At 39.2% G+C, this 17,198-nt stretch carries 18 protein-coding genes and 2 pseudogenes; 19 read left to right on the forward strand and 1 reads right to left on the reverse strand.

Going from position 1 to position 17,198, the window contains the following annotated elements; all coding sequences use genetic code 11:
* The first annotated feature begins 127 nt into the window (after positions 1–127).
* The 13 genes and pseudogenes from MSP8886_RS21510 to MSP8886_RS21560 all read left to right on the forward strand — a co-directional run bounded on the left by MSP8886_RS21510 (position 128) and on the right by MSP8886_RS21560 (position 7,352).
* Positions 128–400, forward strand: coding sequence for a hypothetical protein (locus MSP8886_RS21510; protein WP_083201092.1), 273 nt, complete (start codon positions 128–130; stop codon positions 398–400).
* A 90-nt stretch (positions 401–490) separates the two neighbouring features.
* A complete protein-coding gene (locus tag MSP8886_RS21515) occupies positions 491–1,150 on the forward strand; it encodes a P-loop NTPase family protein (RefSeq protein WP_067021099.1) in 660 nt (219 codons plus the stop codon).
* Positions 1,151–1,182: 32 nt separating this feature from the next.
* The gene (locus MSP8886_RS21520) at positions 1,183–1,713 is read left to right on the forward strand and encodes a GNAT family N-acetyltransferase (RefSeq protein ID WP_029388633.1); all 531 of its coding nucleotides are present in this window, start codon (positions 1,183–1,185) and stop codon (positions 1,711–1,713) included.
* Between the two features lie 115 nt (positions 1,714–1,828).
* Positions 1,829–2,047 (forward strand): DUF6500 family protein, encoded by a 219-nt coding sequence (locus MSP8886_RS21525; protein WP_067021102.1) that lies wholly within the window; start codon positions 1,829–1,831, stop codon positions 2,045–2,047.
* Positions 2,048–2,408: 361 nt separating this feature from the next.
* Complete coding sequence (locus MSP8886_RS21530) at positions 2,409–2,837, forward strand: allophanate hydrolase-related protein (RefSeq protein ID WP_245659172.1); 429 nt, start codon at positions 2,409–2,411, stop codon at positions 2,835–2,837.
* A gap of 419 nt (positions 2,838–3,256) precedes the next feature.
* On the forward strand, positions 3,257–3,862 hold the full coding sequence (locus MSP8886_RS21535) for a GNAT family N-acetyltransferase (protein ID WP_067021108.1): 606 nt from the start codon (positions 3,257–3,259) through the stop codon (positions 3,860–3,862).
* Between the two features lie 15 nt (positions 3,863–3,877).
* A complete protein-coding gene (locus MSP8886_RS21540) occupies positions 3,878–4,159 on the forward strand; it encodes a DUF7660 family protein (RefSeq protein ID WP_067021138.1) in 282 nt (93 codons plus the stop codon).
* Positions 4,152–4,274 (forward strand): hypothetical protein, encoded by a 123-nt coding sequence (locus MSP8886_RS22745; RefSeq protein WP_281197898.1) that lies wholly within the window; start codon positions 4,152–4,154, stop codon positions 4,272–4,274. The genes MSP8886_RS21540 and MSP8886_RS22745 overlap by 8 nt, the downstream gene beginning before the upstream one ends.
* A 35-nt stretch (positions 4,275–4,309) precedes the next feature.
* Positions 4,310–4,657 (forward strand): hypothetical protein, encoded by a 348-nt coding sequence (locus tag MSP8886_RS21545; RefSeq protein ID WP_067021112.1) that lies wholly within the window; start codon positions 4,310–4,312, stop codon positions 4,655–4,657.
* 5 nt (positions 4,658–4,662) lie between these two features.
* Positions 4,663–4,830 (forward strand): hypothetical protein, encoded by a 168-nt coding sequence (locus MSP8886_RS22390; protein ID WP_175365335.1) that lies wholly within the window; start codon positions 4,663–4,665, stop codon positions 4,828–4,830.
* A complete protein-coding gene (locus MSP8886_RS21550) occupies positions 4,821–5,207 on the forward strand; it encodes a type II toxin-antitoxin system YafO family toxin (protein ID WP_067021115.1) in 387 nt (128 codons plus the stop codon). Before MSP8886_RS22390 ends, MSP8886_RS21550 begins: the two co-directional genes overlap by 10 nt.
* Positions 5,208–5,312: 105 nt before the next feature.
* Positions 5,313–6,366: pseudogene (locus MSP8886_RS21555) on the forward strand (transposase).
* Between the two features lie 323 nt (positions 6,367–6,689).
* On the forward strand, positions 6,690–7,352 hold the full coding sequence (locus MSP8886_RS21560) for an HAD family hydrolase (protein ID WP_067021118.1): 663 nt from the start codon (positions 6,690–6,692) through the stop codon (positions 7,350–7,352).
* Between the two features lie 69 nt (positions 7,353–7,421).
* On the opposite strand, the pseudogene MSP8886_RS22640 reads toward MSP8886_RS21560, so the two are convergent.
* A pseudogene (locus tag MSP8886_RS22640) lies at positions 7,422–7,568 on the reverse strand (IS3 family transposase); the annotation flags it as partial.
* A gap of 496 nt (positions 7,569–8,064) precedes the next feature.
* Here MSP8886_RS22640 and MSP8886_RS21565 point away from each other — a divergent pair.
* From MSP8886_RS21565 to MSP8886_RS21590, 6 genes are all read left to right on the forward strand, one after another.
* A complete protein-coding gene (locus MSP8886_RS21565; RefSeq protein ID WP_067021121.1) occupies positions 8,065–8,439 on the forward strand; it encodes a nuclear transport factor 2 family protein in 375 nt (124 codons plus the stop codon).
* 100 nt (positions 8,440–8,539) lie between these two features.
* Positions 8,540–8,773 carry a hypothetical protein gene (locus MSP8886_RS21570; RefSeq protein WP_067021124.1) on the forward strand — a complete coding sequence of 78 codons (234 nt, stop codon included), beginning with the start codon at positions 8,540–8,542 and terminating at the stop codon, positions 8,771–8,773.
* 141 nt (positions 8,774–8,914) lie between these two features.
* Positions 8,915–10,183 carry an ABC transporter substrate-binding protein gene (locus MSP8886_RS21575; protein ID WP_067021126.1) on the forward strand — a complete coding sequence of 423 codons (1,269 nt, stop codon included), beginning with the start codon at positions 8,915–8,917 and terminating at the stop codon, positions 10,181–10,183.
* Positions 10,184–10,192: 9 nt separating this feature from the next.
* Positions 10,193–12,442: an ATP-binding protein gene (locus tag MSP8886_RS21580; RefSeq protein ID WP_067021129.1), complete on the forward strand. Its 2,250-nt coding sequence runs from the start codon at positions 10,193–10,195 to the stop codon at positions 12,440–12,442.
* An 810-nt stretch (positions 12,443–13,252) separates the two neighbouring features.
* Complete coding sequence (locus tag MSP8886_RS21585; protein ID WP_067021132.1) at positions 13,253–14,824, forward strand: ABC transporter substrate-binding protein; 1,572 nt, start codon at positions 13,253–13,255, stop codon at positions 14,822–14,824.
* Between the two features lie 59 nt (positions 14,825–14,883).
* Positions 14,884–16,998, forward strand: coding sequence for a methyl-accepting chemotaxis protein (locus MSP8886_RS21590; RefSeq protein WP_067021135.1), 2,115 nt, complete (start codon positions 14,884–14,886; stop codon positions 16,996–16,998).
* Positions 16,999–17,198 lie beyond the last annotated feature (200 nt).

Raw genomic sequence — 17,198 nt, forward strand, 5'->3', positions numbered from 1 at the left:
AACGCCCTGAGCGTTGGTCAAAAGCAGAAAGAAACTGGCAGCCAATAGGTGATGTGGAATTAAATCCAGAGCAACACAAAGACGCTGCCTAATTATTTTAGGCGACAACTACCTTGAAAAACGCCGCATGCTGACTCTTAAAGTCGAAAACACAACTGCACAGCCTCATGTCACTAAACACGGTGATTCAACTTTCAATATTGGATCAATAAATGGCGAAAATGTACAAGTTGGTAACAGTAATACATTGACAACTAATGTCACCATTCAGGAGTTAGCGAAAAAGATCGCTAAAAGTGATGATCCTGAGGCCAAATCAAAACTGAAAGAGTTTTTACAAAACAGCACTGTTGGTAGTCTTATTGGTGCAGGTGCTTCAGCTTTGATAGGCATATTATAAGTGCATAACAAAGCCAGCCAATTCGCCAGCAAGCTGGCTGGACTCGTTTCACTCGCCATTGCTGGCAGGCGTTACTTTCAAGGAAGTTAAATGACCATAATATGTCTCGAAGGCGCTAGTGGAGTTGGCAAGAGTACTGCTTCCAAATTTATGGAAAGTGAGTATGGATATGTCCGGATACCTGAAGTGAATGAGTTGTTTGAGCGTTCATCCAATGAGCCTGATGATTGGTATTTCCGGATGCAAGTAAAGCGCTGGGAGTTAGCGAAAACAGAGTCAGAGTTAGGAAAAGTAGCCATTTTGGATGGAGATCATTTGCAGCCAGTTTGGTACAACTGGATATTCGATGATCTGAATTTTCAGCCTGTGAATGAGGTTTTAGACTTTTATTCAAAAGCATTTCTGCAAGGCCTACTAGATTTTCCCGATGCATACGTTTTATTGCATGTAGGTATTGATGAATTGCGAGCTAGGAAAGATAACGATAAGAGTCGAAAGAGGAGTAACTTTGATATGCACTTTCGCTTGATAGAGCCTCAACGTGAATACTTTGAATCGTTGCTATCAGGTGGGCATGAAGGGGTTAGTTTCATAGACGCAACTTCTCCAATGGCTATTGGTAATTACTGTCGTAATATTGAGAAAACAGTTCTGACTAAGAAGCCAGGATTTGATGTCGTTGAAGCTTACATCAAGTCAAAAGCAACAAGTAAAGGCAAGGGACGCGAAAAAGCCACGCCTATGCTTTAAGCGTTATAAGCCTTAATTGGATATTGGTAAATATGGAAACAGATAGACTTAAACTACTACCCCCTTCAATGGAGTATCAACCTCTGATGCTTGAAGCGATACTGGAAAGCCAAGATGAACTTGGTGCCTACCTTCCTTGGGTTCCATATGCATTAACAGAAGCTGAATCAATTGAAAACACGCAACAAGCCATCAATAACTTTGAGAATTTTGAAGGTGAGTTACGTTATTCAATCATAGAAAAAAGTACAGGGCGCTTTCTTGGTGCAATAGGGTTAATTATTCGCGATAAATCAGTACCGTTTTTTGAAATTGGTTATTGGATGCGCAGTTCAAGTGTTGGCAATGGTTTCATTTCTGAAGCAGTGAAAGCAATAGAGTCATACGCGTTTAATGAGCTAAACGCTAACCGAGTTGAAATCAAAGCTGCAGAACAGAATTTGAAAAGTCGAATGGTAGCAGAGCGAGGCGGGTATGCTTTTGAAGGAATTTTACGTAACGACCGAAGATTGCCGTCTGGTGAACTGAGTGGCACGGCCGTTTATTCGAAAACAGGCATATAACAAAGCATTTAAGAGTGATTCGCAACGCTTGGCAGTTTCGCTTCGCTCAAGTATAGCCAAGCGTCGCTCACACCTTAATGCGGCGTTATAAGCCAAAAGGAGTTAGGCATTTTCAATGAGACAATCTCTTAGGGAAAAAATTATACAAGTTTGCGATTCAAAGATTTCATCAAAAGGCGACAATGTCGGATTGTCTTTCTATGCATTCTTTTCTAATAAAAATGAAAATCCGGAATTGCTCATGGAAGCCGCAACTTGGTGGATACAAAAGCACCAACTAGACCATTTTGTTAAAGCTCGTATTATCAAAGAAATGGTAGAAAGCGGTCAGTAGCATTCTTTATATTCAGTGTTATCAACGTTTCAAAAGCATTATTTCATTTTTTGAGGTTAGCTTATAACAAACGCATTAACACTCGCTGCGCTCGCTAAGGACAAAAACATGTAGGCTCCCTGCGCTTCGCTTGGTATTGTAGCCTACGTATTTTTGCCCGTTATGCGGACGTTATGTTTTAAGGAGGAAATTTGAAAGCTCTATAAAACTTAATGGGACACCCATCGTAACTTGGCATTCATATTATTTAATATGGGTGTCTCGCAAAATCAATATATCCTCAGAAAATTGGCTTTGTATCGCCACAGAATTTGGCGCAAGAACCAACTTAATGGGACACCCATCGTAACTTTTAGAGGTTGTGGCAACGCCAAACAACATAACCTCTGTGAGCACCCCGAAAACCATCGACGTCATGGTCTGCGGCGCGCATTTAGCAGGCCAGCCACTTAACTGGCAACTAACGGAACGTGGCGCCACCTTAAAAGCCAAAACCACCACAGCCCCGAATTATCGTATGTATGCATTGGCTGGTGGGCCACCGCTTCGTCCAGGATTGATACTCGATAAAGACAATGGTGACACCATCGACGTGGAAGTTTGGTCTGTGCCAACACAACACTTCGGCAGCTTTGTCGCAGGCATCCCCGCGCCCCTCGGCATCGGCAAAATAACACTCGCCGACGGCAGCCAAGTGGCAGGGTTTATCTGTGAACCTTACGGCATCGAAGACGCACAAGACATCACCCATCTTAAAGGCTGGCGAGCATATTTGGCGTCCTTGAAATAGCAAGACGGTAAGCGCAGAGACACGAAAAATGAGGTGTCTCTGCTCCGTGTGTGGTGAATCTAATGTGGTTTATCTTGGGGAGATAAAATATTCCCCTCAGTTGGGCTTGAATAGTAGTTAACAGACGCAGGCATAAATACATTGCCTTGAAAGCGGATCAGGTCATGGAGCCTGAGGATCGAGTATTGCCTAATGCTTAGGATTCGAGTAAAAAGAGTCATACCGTGATAAAAAATAAACATAAATCCCGCCTAAATTTTGGGAATATCCCTTAGTAAGGGAGAAAAAGCACTGCGATATTAACAGGGACGTCGCCAATTCTGAAAAATCAAATCCCCTATAAATAACGCGGCCGTTCAACAGACGGTTATAGCCATGGCTTCGCCACTGTATAACCGCTTAGTAGTTCTGAGTAGAGTATGGAAATAGATACTGACATTAGGCTAAATTCGAAGCGCTGCTCCCTCCGATACATCGAAGAGAGTGATATTCCTTACATTTTTTCTGCTTCTAGATATGAAGGTTTTACGGATGGAATGCTATGGAGCCCGCCTGAAAGCGAAATGCAATTGGTCGAGCCGTTTAAGAACAATGTAAAAGCTTGGAGGGAGGGGAAAGGCTACTGCTTTACAATTGAAACTATAGAAAAGGCTGATTTTTTAGGACGAATAACGATTCGTAAAACAGATGCGCTTGGTGTGTGGGATATTGGGTTTTGGATACACCCAGAACATCAGGGTAATGGGTATATGTCAGAGGCAGTTCAATTAATAATTGAGTTTGGTTTTACGCAGCTGAAAGCCAACGCTATTCAGGCATGTTACGCTCTATGGAATAAGGCGAGCCAGTCAGTTTTGCGTAACAACGGATTTGAATTCGTTAAATACCTTCCTGAAGGCTTCCTTAAAAATGGCAAGTGGGTAGAAGAGAATTTAGTTGAATTGATTGCTAAAAAGTGGCTAGAAAACACAGAACAAGTACAGGCAATGGACGCGAAAAGACCGCACCAATGGTGTAAGTGTTAAATGCTCAAGGCGGAAATGAAAGAACTGCACGAAATCCTAGATGAAGTCAAAGATGAAAAAAGTTTCTTGGACTTTGCGAAAGCGCTGATGAAAGACCGTGAGGTTCATGAAGAAAAGCCTGTCGATGAGGTTGGTTGTGCTGGCGATTGGGCAAACAACGATATCGCTGGTTTCTTGGAGTCAGCTATTGCTTGGGTGGAAGATTCTGATTTTGGTATTAGGCAAGATTCAGATCTTCAGTCTAATAAATGGAAGCAATTCGCAGTGTTTTTGTATTGCGGAAAAATATATGAGTAATTCTGTATTTAACAAACAGCTCAAGCCGACCTCCACTGCGTTGTTTGTTTTGTGCTTTTCCGCTACGCTCGCACAAAACAAACAACTTCGTTCCGGCGGTTTAGCTGGGCGTTAGCACTAAAAATTAACATTCAAGTATAGGAGGCATAGATGGCCCTAAAAACGTTAACAGATTGGATGGGTTTTCTTTCTGGTGAGGAAAGAGTCCATAGAGAAGATGACTTAGTTGTTCATGTATATGGAGAGGGTGATAACTCATATATAGTTGTTGAAAAAGTTCTATCCAGATTGCCGAGCATTATTGAGCAATATACTTTTCATTCTGTTGGTGAAACTAATCCATTATTTTCTTTCTTTTGCTTTTTAAATGAGTGTGATTTTGATCTTAATAGCCTGATTTCAACAATCATTAAAGCAGATTATCTTGAAGAATCAATGAATGAAGTAGCTAGATTTGAAGATGTAGAAGTGGCGCGTTACGAAATCAGGGAGAACTAATTGCCATGGATAAAAAACGGAATATTGTATTAAAGAAGAAAAAGTTAGAACTTGATAAAGTATCGGATGCTAAGGGGATCGATAAACTTGAGAGAACCATTGTTGCTGCGATACAAGAACAAAAAGTAAAAAGCTCAAAACCATCTATACAGGAGTTTACAGAATGGGAGTAAGAGTTTTCACAAGTAAATTAATTAGTGAAGGCTTAAACGATTCTGAGCTGCAGCTAATAGTTTCAAAGTTCAAAGATTACAAAGAAAATGGTGATAATTTAGACTACTTTGGCCGGGATGTAAGTTTCAATAGACCAGCATCTGTAAAAGCTGCCGGTTTAATGCATGTGCATTTGAATGAGCGGAAACCATGGGGTGTAAGAGTTCTTCAGTTTGACCGGACGAGCGACACTCATTTGGTTTATTGCCAAGGATACTTCCACAAAGACTGTTACCTCTTAATTACACTCGTAAATGGTGCTCACGCAAAGTACCGAGATAATATGTTTATGCTTGGTTTAGCGGATATTGCTGAAGATTTTCGTAACAAGTTTTAGTGCTAACAAGCATACATACATAATGGGACCCCCATCGTAACTTGACGATTCTTCTCTATACTGTATATTTAACCAGTATATTTCTTATGGAAGAGAGGTTTCGTCATGCCAAGAGCCAGAAGTCAGCAAGTTAGTTTACAAGATACGCCTTACTGTCATTGTACTTTCCTTTGTAGAGAGTACGCTGTGTTCGTAGGGCGTTTTTATGTGGAGAAGATCCGGTTTCTGGTGCAAGCTTTGAGCACCGCCGTGGCTGGGTTGAAGAGCGTTTGTTATTCTTAGCCAGTGTCTTTGCTATTGATGTTTGTGCCTATGCGGTAATGAGTAACCACCTTCATGTGGTGTTGCATATCAATGCAGAAAAAGCAGCGAAGTGGTCTACATTAGAGGTTCTGCAAAGGTGGCATAAGTTACATAAAGGCACCTTGTTTACACAGCAATATGTAAGAGGGGGAATCATTGCCAGACTATGCAATGGCTTTGGTAGAAGTGTCTGCTGAAGCTTATAGAAGCCGCCTTATGGACATTAGCTGGTTCATGAAAGAGCTTAATGAGCCAATTGCTCGACAGGCAAATTTTGAAGACAACTGCACTGGTCGATACTATTCGCATCGTTTCACTCGCTCACCCTTCGGGCCCGCTAAAGCGGTTCAAATTTTTACAAAATTAGTGGGAAGGACGATTTAAGTCTCAAGCGTTACTTGATGAAGCCGCATTAGCGGCTTGTATGGCTTATGTTGATCTTAATCCGTTAAGGGCAAAAATAAGTGAAACGCCTGAAGCTTCGGAATTTACTAGTGTTAAAAAACGTGTGGTCGCTGCTAAACATCAAAAGCAACCAAAATTGCTTTATCCTTTTGTCTGTAACCCCAGAGAAAACATGCCGGATGGCCTACCTTTTGAATTATCAGATTACCTTGAATTGGTTGATATAACTGGGCGAATCATCCGAGAAGATAAGCGAGGTTCAATAGATGCCTCTCTGTTGCCGATTCTTCAACGACTCAATATATCCTCAGAAAATTGGCTTCGTATCGCCACAGAATTTGGCGCAAGAACCGGTACTGTTGTTGGTGCCGAACAATCTATTGTGCATTATTGTGATTCAAACAAACTAAATAGAAAGCCAAGATCCAGTCATAACCGACTACTCGCTTAGCTTCACTCCAGCATTCATAGCCTTTCTTTATATACTAATCATGTATTGGTAAATTTACTCGCCCAAAAATCCAATAACCAGCCTTTTTTATCAGTTAGTTATCCCTTAACGAAACGATAAAAGATGAATTCCATATAAATTCTTTCTGCGAAGAAGATAGTTTTGTATGATGTAGATAGGTATTTAATATGGGTGTCTCGAAAAAACCGAATTTAAGGTTTCCACATAGTCATACCAATCACGGCGGTGGCTACTACATTGCGGCTTTGCCTTTATTTTAAGGATGCGCGAGCTGTCGGAGTTATACTTCTGGAATATTTTTTATGATCTTTTTTGATATTGATGATACGTTGTTTGACTATAAAACGTCACAGGATATAGCAGCCAGTAAATTTTGTGACATGTTCTCTGATCGATTGATTCCAGAGAAGTCTGATTTCGTCAAAGTTTGGGATACTGTAGCTCGTGAGCACATGAAAAGATATTTGTTAGGCGAATTAACTTTTCAAGAACAACGGCGCGAAAGAATAAAGGCAGTAATTCATGGCGTCAAGAGTGATAAAGAAGCGGATTTATTATTTAGTGAATACTACTCTTTTTATCAAAGCTCATGGCAGTTGTTTCCTGATTGCATTGAGGCCTTAGATATCCTTCGTTATAAAAAGTTGGGTATTATTACAAATGGGGATCTCAATCAACAAAAGTCGAAATTAAAAAAATTACGTATAGATCATTATTTTTCTTTCGTTGTTACGCCCGCAGATGTTGGTGAGGCAAAGCCAAGCCCAAAAATATTTGAATATGCTAATAAATTAGCCGGTGTTTCAGCTGATGAATGTTGGTATGTTGGCGATGATTACGAAAATGACTATCTTGCATCAAAACAATTAAATTGGAATTCCATATGGTTAAATCGAAGACTATCCAATAAGAATCTAGAAGGTATGTATAGCAGTTTGCTAGAGTTTGCAAAAAGTATTATCTGAAAATAGATATTCACTAGCAATCTTATGGAAGTGTCACAAAACATTGAGAGCTGGTATGTATCCAGTTTCCTAGACAGTTTCTAGCTCCGTAAAGTATTGCTTTTCATATTGCTGTGGCGATAATCCATCATTTGATCCATGGTGTCGCTTTGGATTATAAAAACATTCGATATAATCAAAAATCTCTGAACGAGCATCACTTCTTGTTTTGTAGGTTCGATTGCGAACTTAATGCGTAAATTCTTTCTGTAAAAGTTGGCGAGCGTCTTTGGCGTCATTGAAATAGCGGTAAGCGCAGAGACAACGAAAAATGAGGTGTCTCTGCTCCGTGTGTGGTGAATCTAATGTGGTTTATCTTGGAGAGATAAAATATTCCCCTCAGTTAGGCTTAAATAGTCGTTAACAGACGCAGGCATAAATACATTACCTTGAAAACGGATCAGGTCATGGAGTCTAAGTATCGAGTATTGCCTAATGCTTAGGATTCGAGTAAAAAGAGTCATACCGTGATAAAAAATAAACGTAAATCCCGCCTAAATTTTGGGAATCTCCCTTAGTAAGGGAGAAAAAGCACTGCGATATTAACAGGGACGTCGCCCATTCTGAAAAAGCAAATCCCCTATAGATAACGCGGCTGTTCAACAGACGGTTATAGCTATGGCTTCGCCACTGTATAACCGCTTAGTAGTTAGCAAAAACACGAGAGAATACTATGGATAGCAACATTGAGATAGAAAAGGCGGAAGAGCAGTTGCGCCAAGCTATTCTTTCCTCAGATGTTGAAGCTTTGGATAAGCTTCTTTCTCCAAGTCTCATTTTCACAAACCACCTTGGTCAGTGCTTGGGCAAAGAGGCTGATCTTTCGGCCCATGAATCGGGTGCTCTCACCATTTCTAAACTGGAACCTTCGGAACAGCAAATTAAGTTGGTCGGAGATGACGCGGCCGTTGTTACAGTGCGGGTCCAGCTTTCCGGAACCTATGCTGGTCAACCTGCTGGTGGTGACTTCCGATTCACACGTGTTTGGGCACAATTATCAAACGGTCATTGGCAAGTTGTGGCAGCTCATGCTGGCACAATTGCCTAACAAAACGCTCCAGTCGATGCGCTAAAGCGCACGGCTGAGCTTAGCGTTCTACAGCTTTGAATTGAGCATCACCAAAAAATTATTCAAATGGAAGTAGAGAATGAATGTTCAATTAAAAGAAATAGACCGAACAAATTATCAAGAATGTATTGATTTGAAAGTTAGTTCAGATCAACAGGATTACGTAGCACCTAACATTGTTTCTTTAGTTGAAGCGGCGTATGAGCCAGATTTGTATCCCTTAGGTATCTATGATGAAGAGAGATTTATTGGCTTTATTCTTTTTGATTTCGATAAAAAAATTAATGGGTGGTCAATGAGTCCATACCAGTGAGTTGATGTGGCCAAGCGAAGGTCCTAAGAGTTAATGGGTAATCATTTCGTGGCTAGCACTTATTTGCCTATTCCTTAAACATTTTTTGATTTTCCAGTCTATACTTTCGTGACAATATGAACGGAGATAGGACAAGCCATTATGAGTGATTTAATCAATCGACGAAGCTTCTTGCGTACGCTAGGTGCTGGTGTTGCACTGTCGACCGTTGCACTTAAAGCGCCCTATGTATACTCAAAGAAGAACATAACCTTGAGAGTGATGGGAACTCATGTCACGTTACAAGAAGAGCTTCGTCAAAGGGCCATGAAAGAACTAGGCATTGACCTAGTGTTCACTCCCATGGGTGATGCTGCTTTGTTGCAAAAAGCTTCATCTGATCCTAGTTCTTTTGATTTGTATGAACACTGGTCTGATTCAATCAATATTCTATGGCAAGCAGGTTCGATTCAGCCCCTTGAAACGGAGCGATTGATATACTGGGATGAAGTTAACAATCTAACTAAAACAGGTCAGTTAACGAAGGATTCCCATATAGGTGCTGGAGATGCGCCGAATAAGATCATCTATGTCCAGTCAGATGGCTCCTTAGGCTCTAATCCTACCAAACAGTTAAGTTTTATGCCTTATGTCCATAATGTGGATTCGTTTGGGTACAACACTCGACATATCCCTGAAGGGATTGCCTATGAAACAGAGTCTTGGTCGTGGCTATTAGACGAACGTAACAAAGGAAAAGTGGCGCTCATTAATGCGCCGACGATTGGGATCTTTGATGCCGCATTGGCAGCGCAAGCTCAAGGTCTGATGACGTTTCGTGATATTGGTAATATGACCATTGCTGAAATAGATCAGTTATTTGAAATCCTATTAATGAAAAAGCGACAAGGCTATTTCTCCGGCTTTTGGACATCGGTCCCACAGTCTGTCGAATTTATGACAACGGAACGAGCCACTATTCAAAGCATGTTTTCTCCCGCTGTGAGTGCCTGTAGAGGTCAAGGGATCCCTGTTGTCTATGCTGCGCCAAAAGAAGGGTATCGAGCGTGGCATGGCGTCATGTGTTTGTCTTCGAGTGTTAGTGAAGAGGTAAAAGATGCTGCTTATAGATATATGAATTGGTGGTTATCTGGTTATCCTGGAGCATTTATTGCTCGCCAGGGCTACTATATTTCCAACCCGCAACGCAGTAAAAGTTTAATGTCGAAAGCCGAATGGGATTATTGGTATGAAGGCAAAGAGGCTGCCACGGATTTAAAAGGTACGGATGGTAATATTTCGGTGAAAGCTGGAGAGCTAAGACATGGTGGTAGCTATATTTCGCGTTTATCAAATATTGCTGTGTGGAATACGGTCATGCAAAACTATGATTATAGTTTAGATAAGTGGTATGAGTTGTTAAATGCCTAAGGAATAGATGTGCTTTCTTTTATTGCTCGCTCTATCGCTGCAAAAGTTGCTGTAGCTTTTAGTTTTGTTATCGTGACGCTTGTAGTTAGCTACATCGTCATGGCACAGCGCCTCGATACTATTGGAAAAGCAATGGATAATGTGACAGAGATCAGTAACTACTCCACCTCCATCATACGTATAAATAAAGATATTATCGAAATGCAACGAGATGTCTCCGTTTATAGTTTATCGGGTAGTGATGCGGTATTTGATAAAATAAAAGAAAGTTTTAGAGATATAAAAGTACGGTTAAATGCTTTATCCGATAGTGATATTTTAAATGAAGAACACCAATATATTGAATCACTATCAAAATTGGTTGCGCAATTAGGTGGCAATCTAAAAGATTTATCATCGCTTTATAAATCTAGGTCATCGTTAATCGATGTTGTATTAGAAAATATCTATCAATCGGCTATCAAGGAACTTTATGTTCTGGAACAAAATACTTCTAACGTAAGGGAGAAATTAAAAATTGTAGAATTAACGAATAACTGGCATACCTTACACCGTAATGCTTGGTTGTTTTTGTCCAAAAAAGACTATTACAAAAGACAGGAAGTCAATACTATATTGAGAAAAATGACATCGATTCATTTAATAAACCAAAGTGAGGTATCGATAAAATTACAAAAATTAGCGAAAGATTATCAAAAGTCTTTCATCAAAAGTATACAAGTTAACCGTAATTACTTTAATCTCGTGAATGTTGTCATGGCGGGGAATGCAATTGAATTTGGTAACTTAGCCAATATGCTAAGAGAGCATTCTCTCTCTCGTTTAAAAAAAATAAAAGAGCGGGGGCATGAGAGCATATCAACGACAGAGAATATTCTAAATCTACTAGGTATTGCTATTATTTTGTATTTGATTTTTCTCGCTTTTTTCTTCCATCTCTATATCACCAAAGCTATTACTCGACTGACTATTAGCTTTAGTCGTTTTCTTAGTGGTGATCTGTCAGCACCGATCAATCATACTCATCGAGCAGATGAAATAGGCGTACTCGCTCAGGCTGCAAGCCGATTCCGAGATATGAGTAAAGACTTAGAGAAAGAAAAGCAAGCGGCTGAACGCACCTCAAAAGTAAAGTCTGAATTTTTAGCGAATATGAGCCACGAAATTCGCACACCTATGAATGGCATTTTAGGTATGGCAATACAATTATCTAATACCAATTTAGCAGCCCCGCAAAAGGAGATGCTTGATATTATTACCTCATCAGGTGAAAGCTTACTAGTGATAATAAATGATATTTTAGACTTAAGTAAAATTGAAGCCGATAAAATTGAGCTTGAAAAACGCCCGATAGATCTGAATGCTTTATTAAAAAGCCTAGAGGTTTTATTTCAAGGTCAAGCTAACACTAAGGGGATCAGATTATCTGTCCAAACTTTTCCCATAAATGAAGAAATAGTCTTTTTAGGTGATGAAACAAGGATTCGGCAAATTTTGATGAATTTGCTGGGTAATGCGATTAAATTTACAGATCAAGGAGAAGTTACTCTTACTGCCCGTATCAAAGTCGATTTGGGTAAGAGGTTAGTCTTATTATTTAGTGTGACGGATACGGGTATAGGTATTGAGCCAAATAATATAGAAAAGCTATTTGATGCCTTCTCTCAGGCAGATACATCCATTACTCGAAAATTTGGTGGTACAGGTCTTGGTCTCACCATCACTAGTAAGTTGCTTCATCTAATGGGAGCTGAGCTTAAAGTAGAAAGTGAAGAGAAAAAAGGGTCGCGATTTTTCTTTGAAATCGAGACAGAAAAGGGGATTATTGAAACACCAAAAATACAACCGGAAAAAAATGAAAACCAATCAGAAAACATCGATTATTCTAATTTTAATATATTGGTGGCAGAAGATAATAAAACCAATCAAGTTGTCATGAGAGGCTTTCTTTCTAACCTGAAAATTGCTTCAGTTATTGTGGCCGAAGACGGTGATCAGGCAGTTAATTTATGTGAAAATCATGTCTTTGATCTTATTTTTATGGACATGCAAATGCCAATAAAAGATGGACTTCAAGCAACCATTGAAATTAAAAAAATGAATGACTACCGTGATGTACCCATTATTGCTCTAACGGCGAATGTCTTTGAGGATGACAAAATACGATGTGCAGAGGCTGGAATGTGTGATTTTGTCGGCAAACCTATTAGCTTCCCACAGTTAGAAAGTGTTATCAAAAAATGGTCTAAAACATCCTGATCAATATAAAGCTTGTCTTGTTTGGTATGTTCTTCATCATTAATGAGTCGGAGCAAGTCAAGTGCACGATGTCGCCCAGTTTTTGTGTTTTGTAGATTTAGTGATCAAGAGATAGGCAAGAATGCTTGTCGTAAGTCGTTAAGGCTTGTCTTAGTAACTGGCAAATGCGAATTCTCTGGAAAAATCCAGTTCTCTCAGTTTCTGTAAGCCTATTATTTCTACTGCTGGAAGGTGGGCCTACACTCCTCAAATACACATCTATGCTAAAGCTGTCCGTTGTTGAGGTCTTAAGTACCCAGGGCAATTAAAATAGATAAAACAATCTAGAGAGTTCAAAAGTGCTATCCCAAGAGAGTGCACAATTAATTACATTCGTAAACTCCTAGTACTGGAGACCTAGCTTAAAGCTCTGGTGAATAGGGGGCTGGTAATCAGAGTAAACCTTTGGTGTCATAGAGTAATAAAAACCTACTATAGAGAACTTTATGTAATTTTTCATTAACAGCAACATATTATTTTTGCACTCCCAAAAACAACTGCTATGCTTTTCATAACTGAATAGGAATAGATAAAAACCATGACATGCTTGAAGTATTGAGCCTAGTTATCGCCATATAGGTACGTCAAGTCAATGATGACTTTATACATATGATGAGCTAGATAGTGAACAGGACTACGCATCTTCTTAAACATCATAGTTGATTAAAAAGCCGGACCTATTTGTTTGGTCCAATCTTTATTAATAATGTTAGGTGAATGAAAAAAGCTAATTAAGCATTTGCTCTACATTGCTGAATTTTGGAGAAGTATATGTGTAGTTCGTTTTTGCGTAATATAGTATCATTACTTGTTGTTTTTTCAGTTTTATCTTTTATACCTATGGCTGGTGCAGCACCAGTGAAAGGTTCCCATGTTAAAATATATGTCTCAAGCCTTCCTTATCTTTACACATCCCATGCTGTTAATGGCTCGCTTTTAAGACCTGCTAATAATGAACTTGGTTGGGAATATTATATGGCGACATCCCATTCACAAATTAGCGATACCGTCTATGAATTTAAGCTACGTCAAGGTGTTCAATTTCAAGATGGAACACCTTTTAATGCAGACTCCGTCATTGAAAATATGGAGTACTTTAAAAAGAAACCGTTTTTATTTAGTAAAATTAATGCTGTGTATGATCATACAGAAAAAGTTGATGATTATACTGTAAGGTTCTATCTAAAAGAGAAATACGGTACATTTCTGAATGATGTCATCTGGATTCAATTTTATACTTCAAAATATCTTGAAAAATTTGGCTGGAACGGTAAAGCGACTTGCCCGAATTTAGCTGAAGCTGGACCTTATGGATTAGGGCCTTATATTCTTAGTGAAGGTTATATAGAAGGCGATAGGAAAACAGATAAAGCAGTATTAACTGCTAACTCCTATTATTATGATAAAGATTTAGTGAAAGTGGAAAAGTTTACTATTTACACAAAACTAGATCCAAAGGTCGCATTGTCTGATGTTGTTGAGTCTGAAGGCTATCTGGATATTATGCCCATCGCATTTTCTGACGTTCAGCTGGTTAGCTCTTCTCCTTATGCCAAATTGGTGACAGGGCCATCAACAGATAATATCGCCATTCACATAAATATGATTAATGGTAATGAAAAACTAAAAGATAAAAAAGTTCGTCTTGCTTTAAATAGAGCAATAGATCAACAGCAGCTATTAACTTATGCATTCTCTGGTTATGGCCAAATAAAGCCTACATTAGCTTCACCTAACTTTCCTGGGGTTAAAGATGCAGTAAAAAATATAAAGGCCTATTCAGAAGTGGAATCACCAAAAGAGATACGTCAGGAACTAAAGAGTATTTTAGATGGGCTTGAACTTAAAGTGTTAACTCAGCAGAAGTTCATGTTTCTTTGGCGTTCATTAGATCGAGACTTGCGTAAGGTTGGTGTAAAGCTTGATTATGAAATTGTTGATGAAACGACCATTTTTGGACAAATTTTGTCTACCAATTCGGGAAAGAATACAAAGTCGTGGGATTTGATTGTGTGGGGAGATGATGATTGGTACTTCAATCATCCATGGGCGGCAACCTTTGTTTATCAACCAAATAGTGTTTGGAGTACGATGCCAGCAGATCCTCAGATGGGTAAGTATATTGATGAAATGTTTAAAGCCACTGCTAATACGCCAAAATTCAGTGACGTTCTAACAAAAATGATTAATCATGTTTACAAAAATGCGTATATGCTTGTTGTACCAGCTCCTAACAAGGTTGTTGCAGTCAATAAGAAGGTTTCTTACACCCCATTACCAATGGCTTCTCTGCCGTTATGGGAAATTGGGGTGAGTGATGATCACTGGTCGATAAAACAATAATTAAGATGTGTAATTACTAGCTTAAATATTTAAATGATCCTTTTTATCGAGATTGTAATATGAAAATAAAATTAAAACTAAGAAGCCAGTTGATCATTGCTTTTTCTCTAATAGGAATATTGCCCGTTGTGGTTGTTGCTATCATTTCATTAATGAAATCAAGTGAAGCCTTGGAAACTGATGCATTGGAACAGTTGGTAAGTTCACGGGATGTTAAGGAAAATCAAATAGAAAGTTATCTTAATGGTGCCAAAAAAGACATTTCTATTCTATCAAATAGTAGAGATATATATGACTTATACCGTGCGCTTCAAGTCTATCAAGAACTAGAAGAAGTTAATTCTGAAAATGATAAATTTGGCGTCGATAATATAGACTATAAAGGTATTTGGAAAGAGCGAAGTGAAAATTTATTAAAATATGTAGATGTTCTAGGATATCGTGATCTTTTATTAATCTCTGCTGATAAAGGACATATTATCTATAGTGTGAAAAAAGGTAAAGAGCTTGGTTCGAACCTTAAAAAGAGCTTTGATGATAAAAACCCAGTCTCATTACTATGGAGAAAAGTATTAGAAACAAAACGTGTGGCGTTTCAGGACTTTACACCCTATAGCCATAGAAGTAATAGTCCGAGATTCTTTATTGGTGCGCCTGTGTTTAATTTACGTGGTGATGTTGTTTCTGTCGTGATGTTAGAGCTTTCTGGTGATGTAATTAATAAAATTATGTCTCAGCGTTCAGGGCTTGGAAAAACAGGTGAAATCTACCTTGTTGGAAAAGACCATTTAATGCGCTCCAACTCTTATTTGGATAGTAAACGTTATTCTGTTATTAATGTATTTGCCAATCCAGAAAGCAATAAAGCAAAGAGTGTAGCAATCAACGCAGCTTTGTCAGGTGAGACAGGCTCAAAACTGATTGACAGTTATTTAGGGCGTGAAGTGTTATCTGCCTATGCACCAATAAAATTTGAGGGAGCGACATGGGCTATTGTAGCAGAAAAGTCACGTGATGAAGCTTTCGCATCGGTGAGTGAAATAAAATGGGCAATCATCTTTTCAATATTGATTACTGCCGTCATCATTATTGTAATAGGTATAATATTGAGCCGCTCTATTACCAATCCTATTCTTAAAATGACTGAGATTGTTAACCAGTTGGCAAGTGGCAATGTTCGCAAGAGAACAAACATAAAACGCTCAGATGAACTTGGAGATATGGCGTCCTCGTTAGATAACTTTGCAGATGAGCTGGAAACGGTTTTTGTTAGTAGTTTAGAAAAAATATCAGAAGGTGATTTGACAAGTAATTTAACCTCTAAAGGCCAACAAGATGTCATCACTAATGCGCTGATTAAAACAAACGCTGATCTGAAAAGTATCGTTACTGATATTTCGGGGTATACCAATAGCATCGTTGAGCAAAGTAATAAGGTCATGCTTTCTAGTGAAACAATATTGTCTAACACGGCAAGTTCTGAACAATCAATACAGTCGATTTCAGCGGCGATTGTTGAGGTAAATGAGCAAGTCAAGATTACGGCTAATACGGCTAAGGAGGCTGATGAGCTGGGTAAAAAAGCGCAGCAGTCGGCTACGATTGGTAGTGACCTTGTGGGTAAAACCGTGTCAGCAATGAATGATATCAGAGAGGCTAGCAGCAACATTTCTTCTATTCTTTCTGCGATAGAAGACATTGCAAATCAAACCAATCTGTTAGCCTTGAATGCGGCGATTGAGGCCGCTAGAGCGGGCGAAGCTGGCAGAGGTTTTGCTGTGGTTGCCGATGAAGTTCGTGCTTTGGCCGCACAAAGTACAAAAGCGGCAAATGAAACCGCTAGATTAATTGAAGTAGTGGTTGAAAAAACGCAAGTCGGTGCAGAAGTTTCTGAAAACTCGTCTGAGAGCCTTAAAGAAATAGTGGATTCTATTGAAGTGGTCTGCAATTTGATGGGGAATATTGCCATTGCGTCCGATGAGCAGGCTAGAACCATTGATGATACGAGTAACAATTTAAACCGTATCGCGGCTAAAAATGTTGAAACAACATCAGAAGCCGAAGAGGGGGCTGGTACTTCTCAGAAATTAACAGAGATGTCGTCTGGACTTAAAGGCATCGTGGAGAAATTTACTATCAGTATCGAGTCCACTGATTCTAACCGTCGGTCCTAAATATCCTATTGAAATCGCTGGCTAAAACAGTAAGCCAGTCAATACAGAGATAAACGAAAACCACTTTTCTAGGGTAAGCGTTCATTCTACGCCGTTATTTCATCCCATCTTTTCGCACTCTAAACTGGACTCCGTTTTCATCTCATCACCGATAACGGAGTCCAACCCATGACCAAACCCTATACCCGTCGTTCTTCTTC

Source organism: Marinomonas spartinae (genome assembly GCF_900089775.1).
GTDB lineage: Bacteria > Pseudomonadota > Gammaproteobacteria > Pseudomonadales > Marinomonadaceae > Marinomonas > Marinomonas spartinae.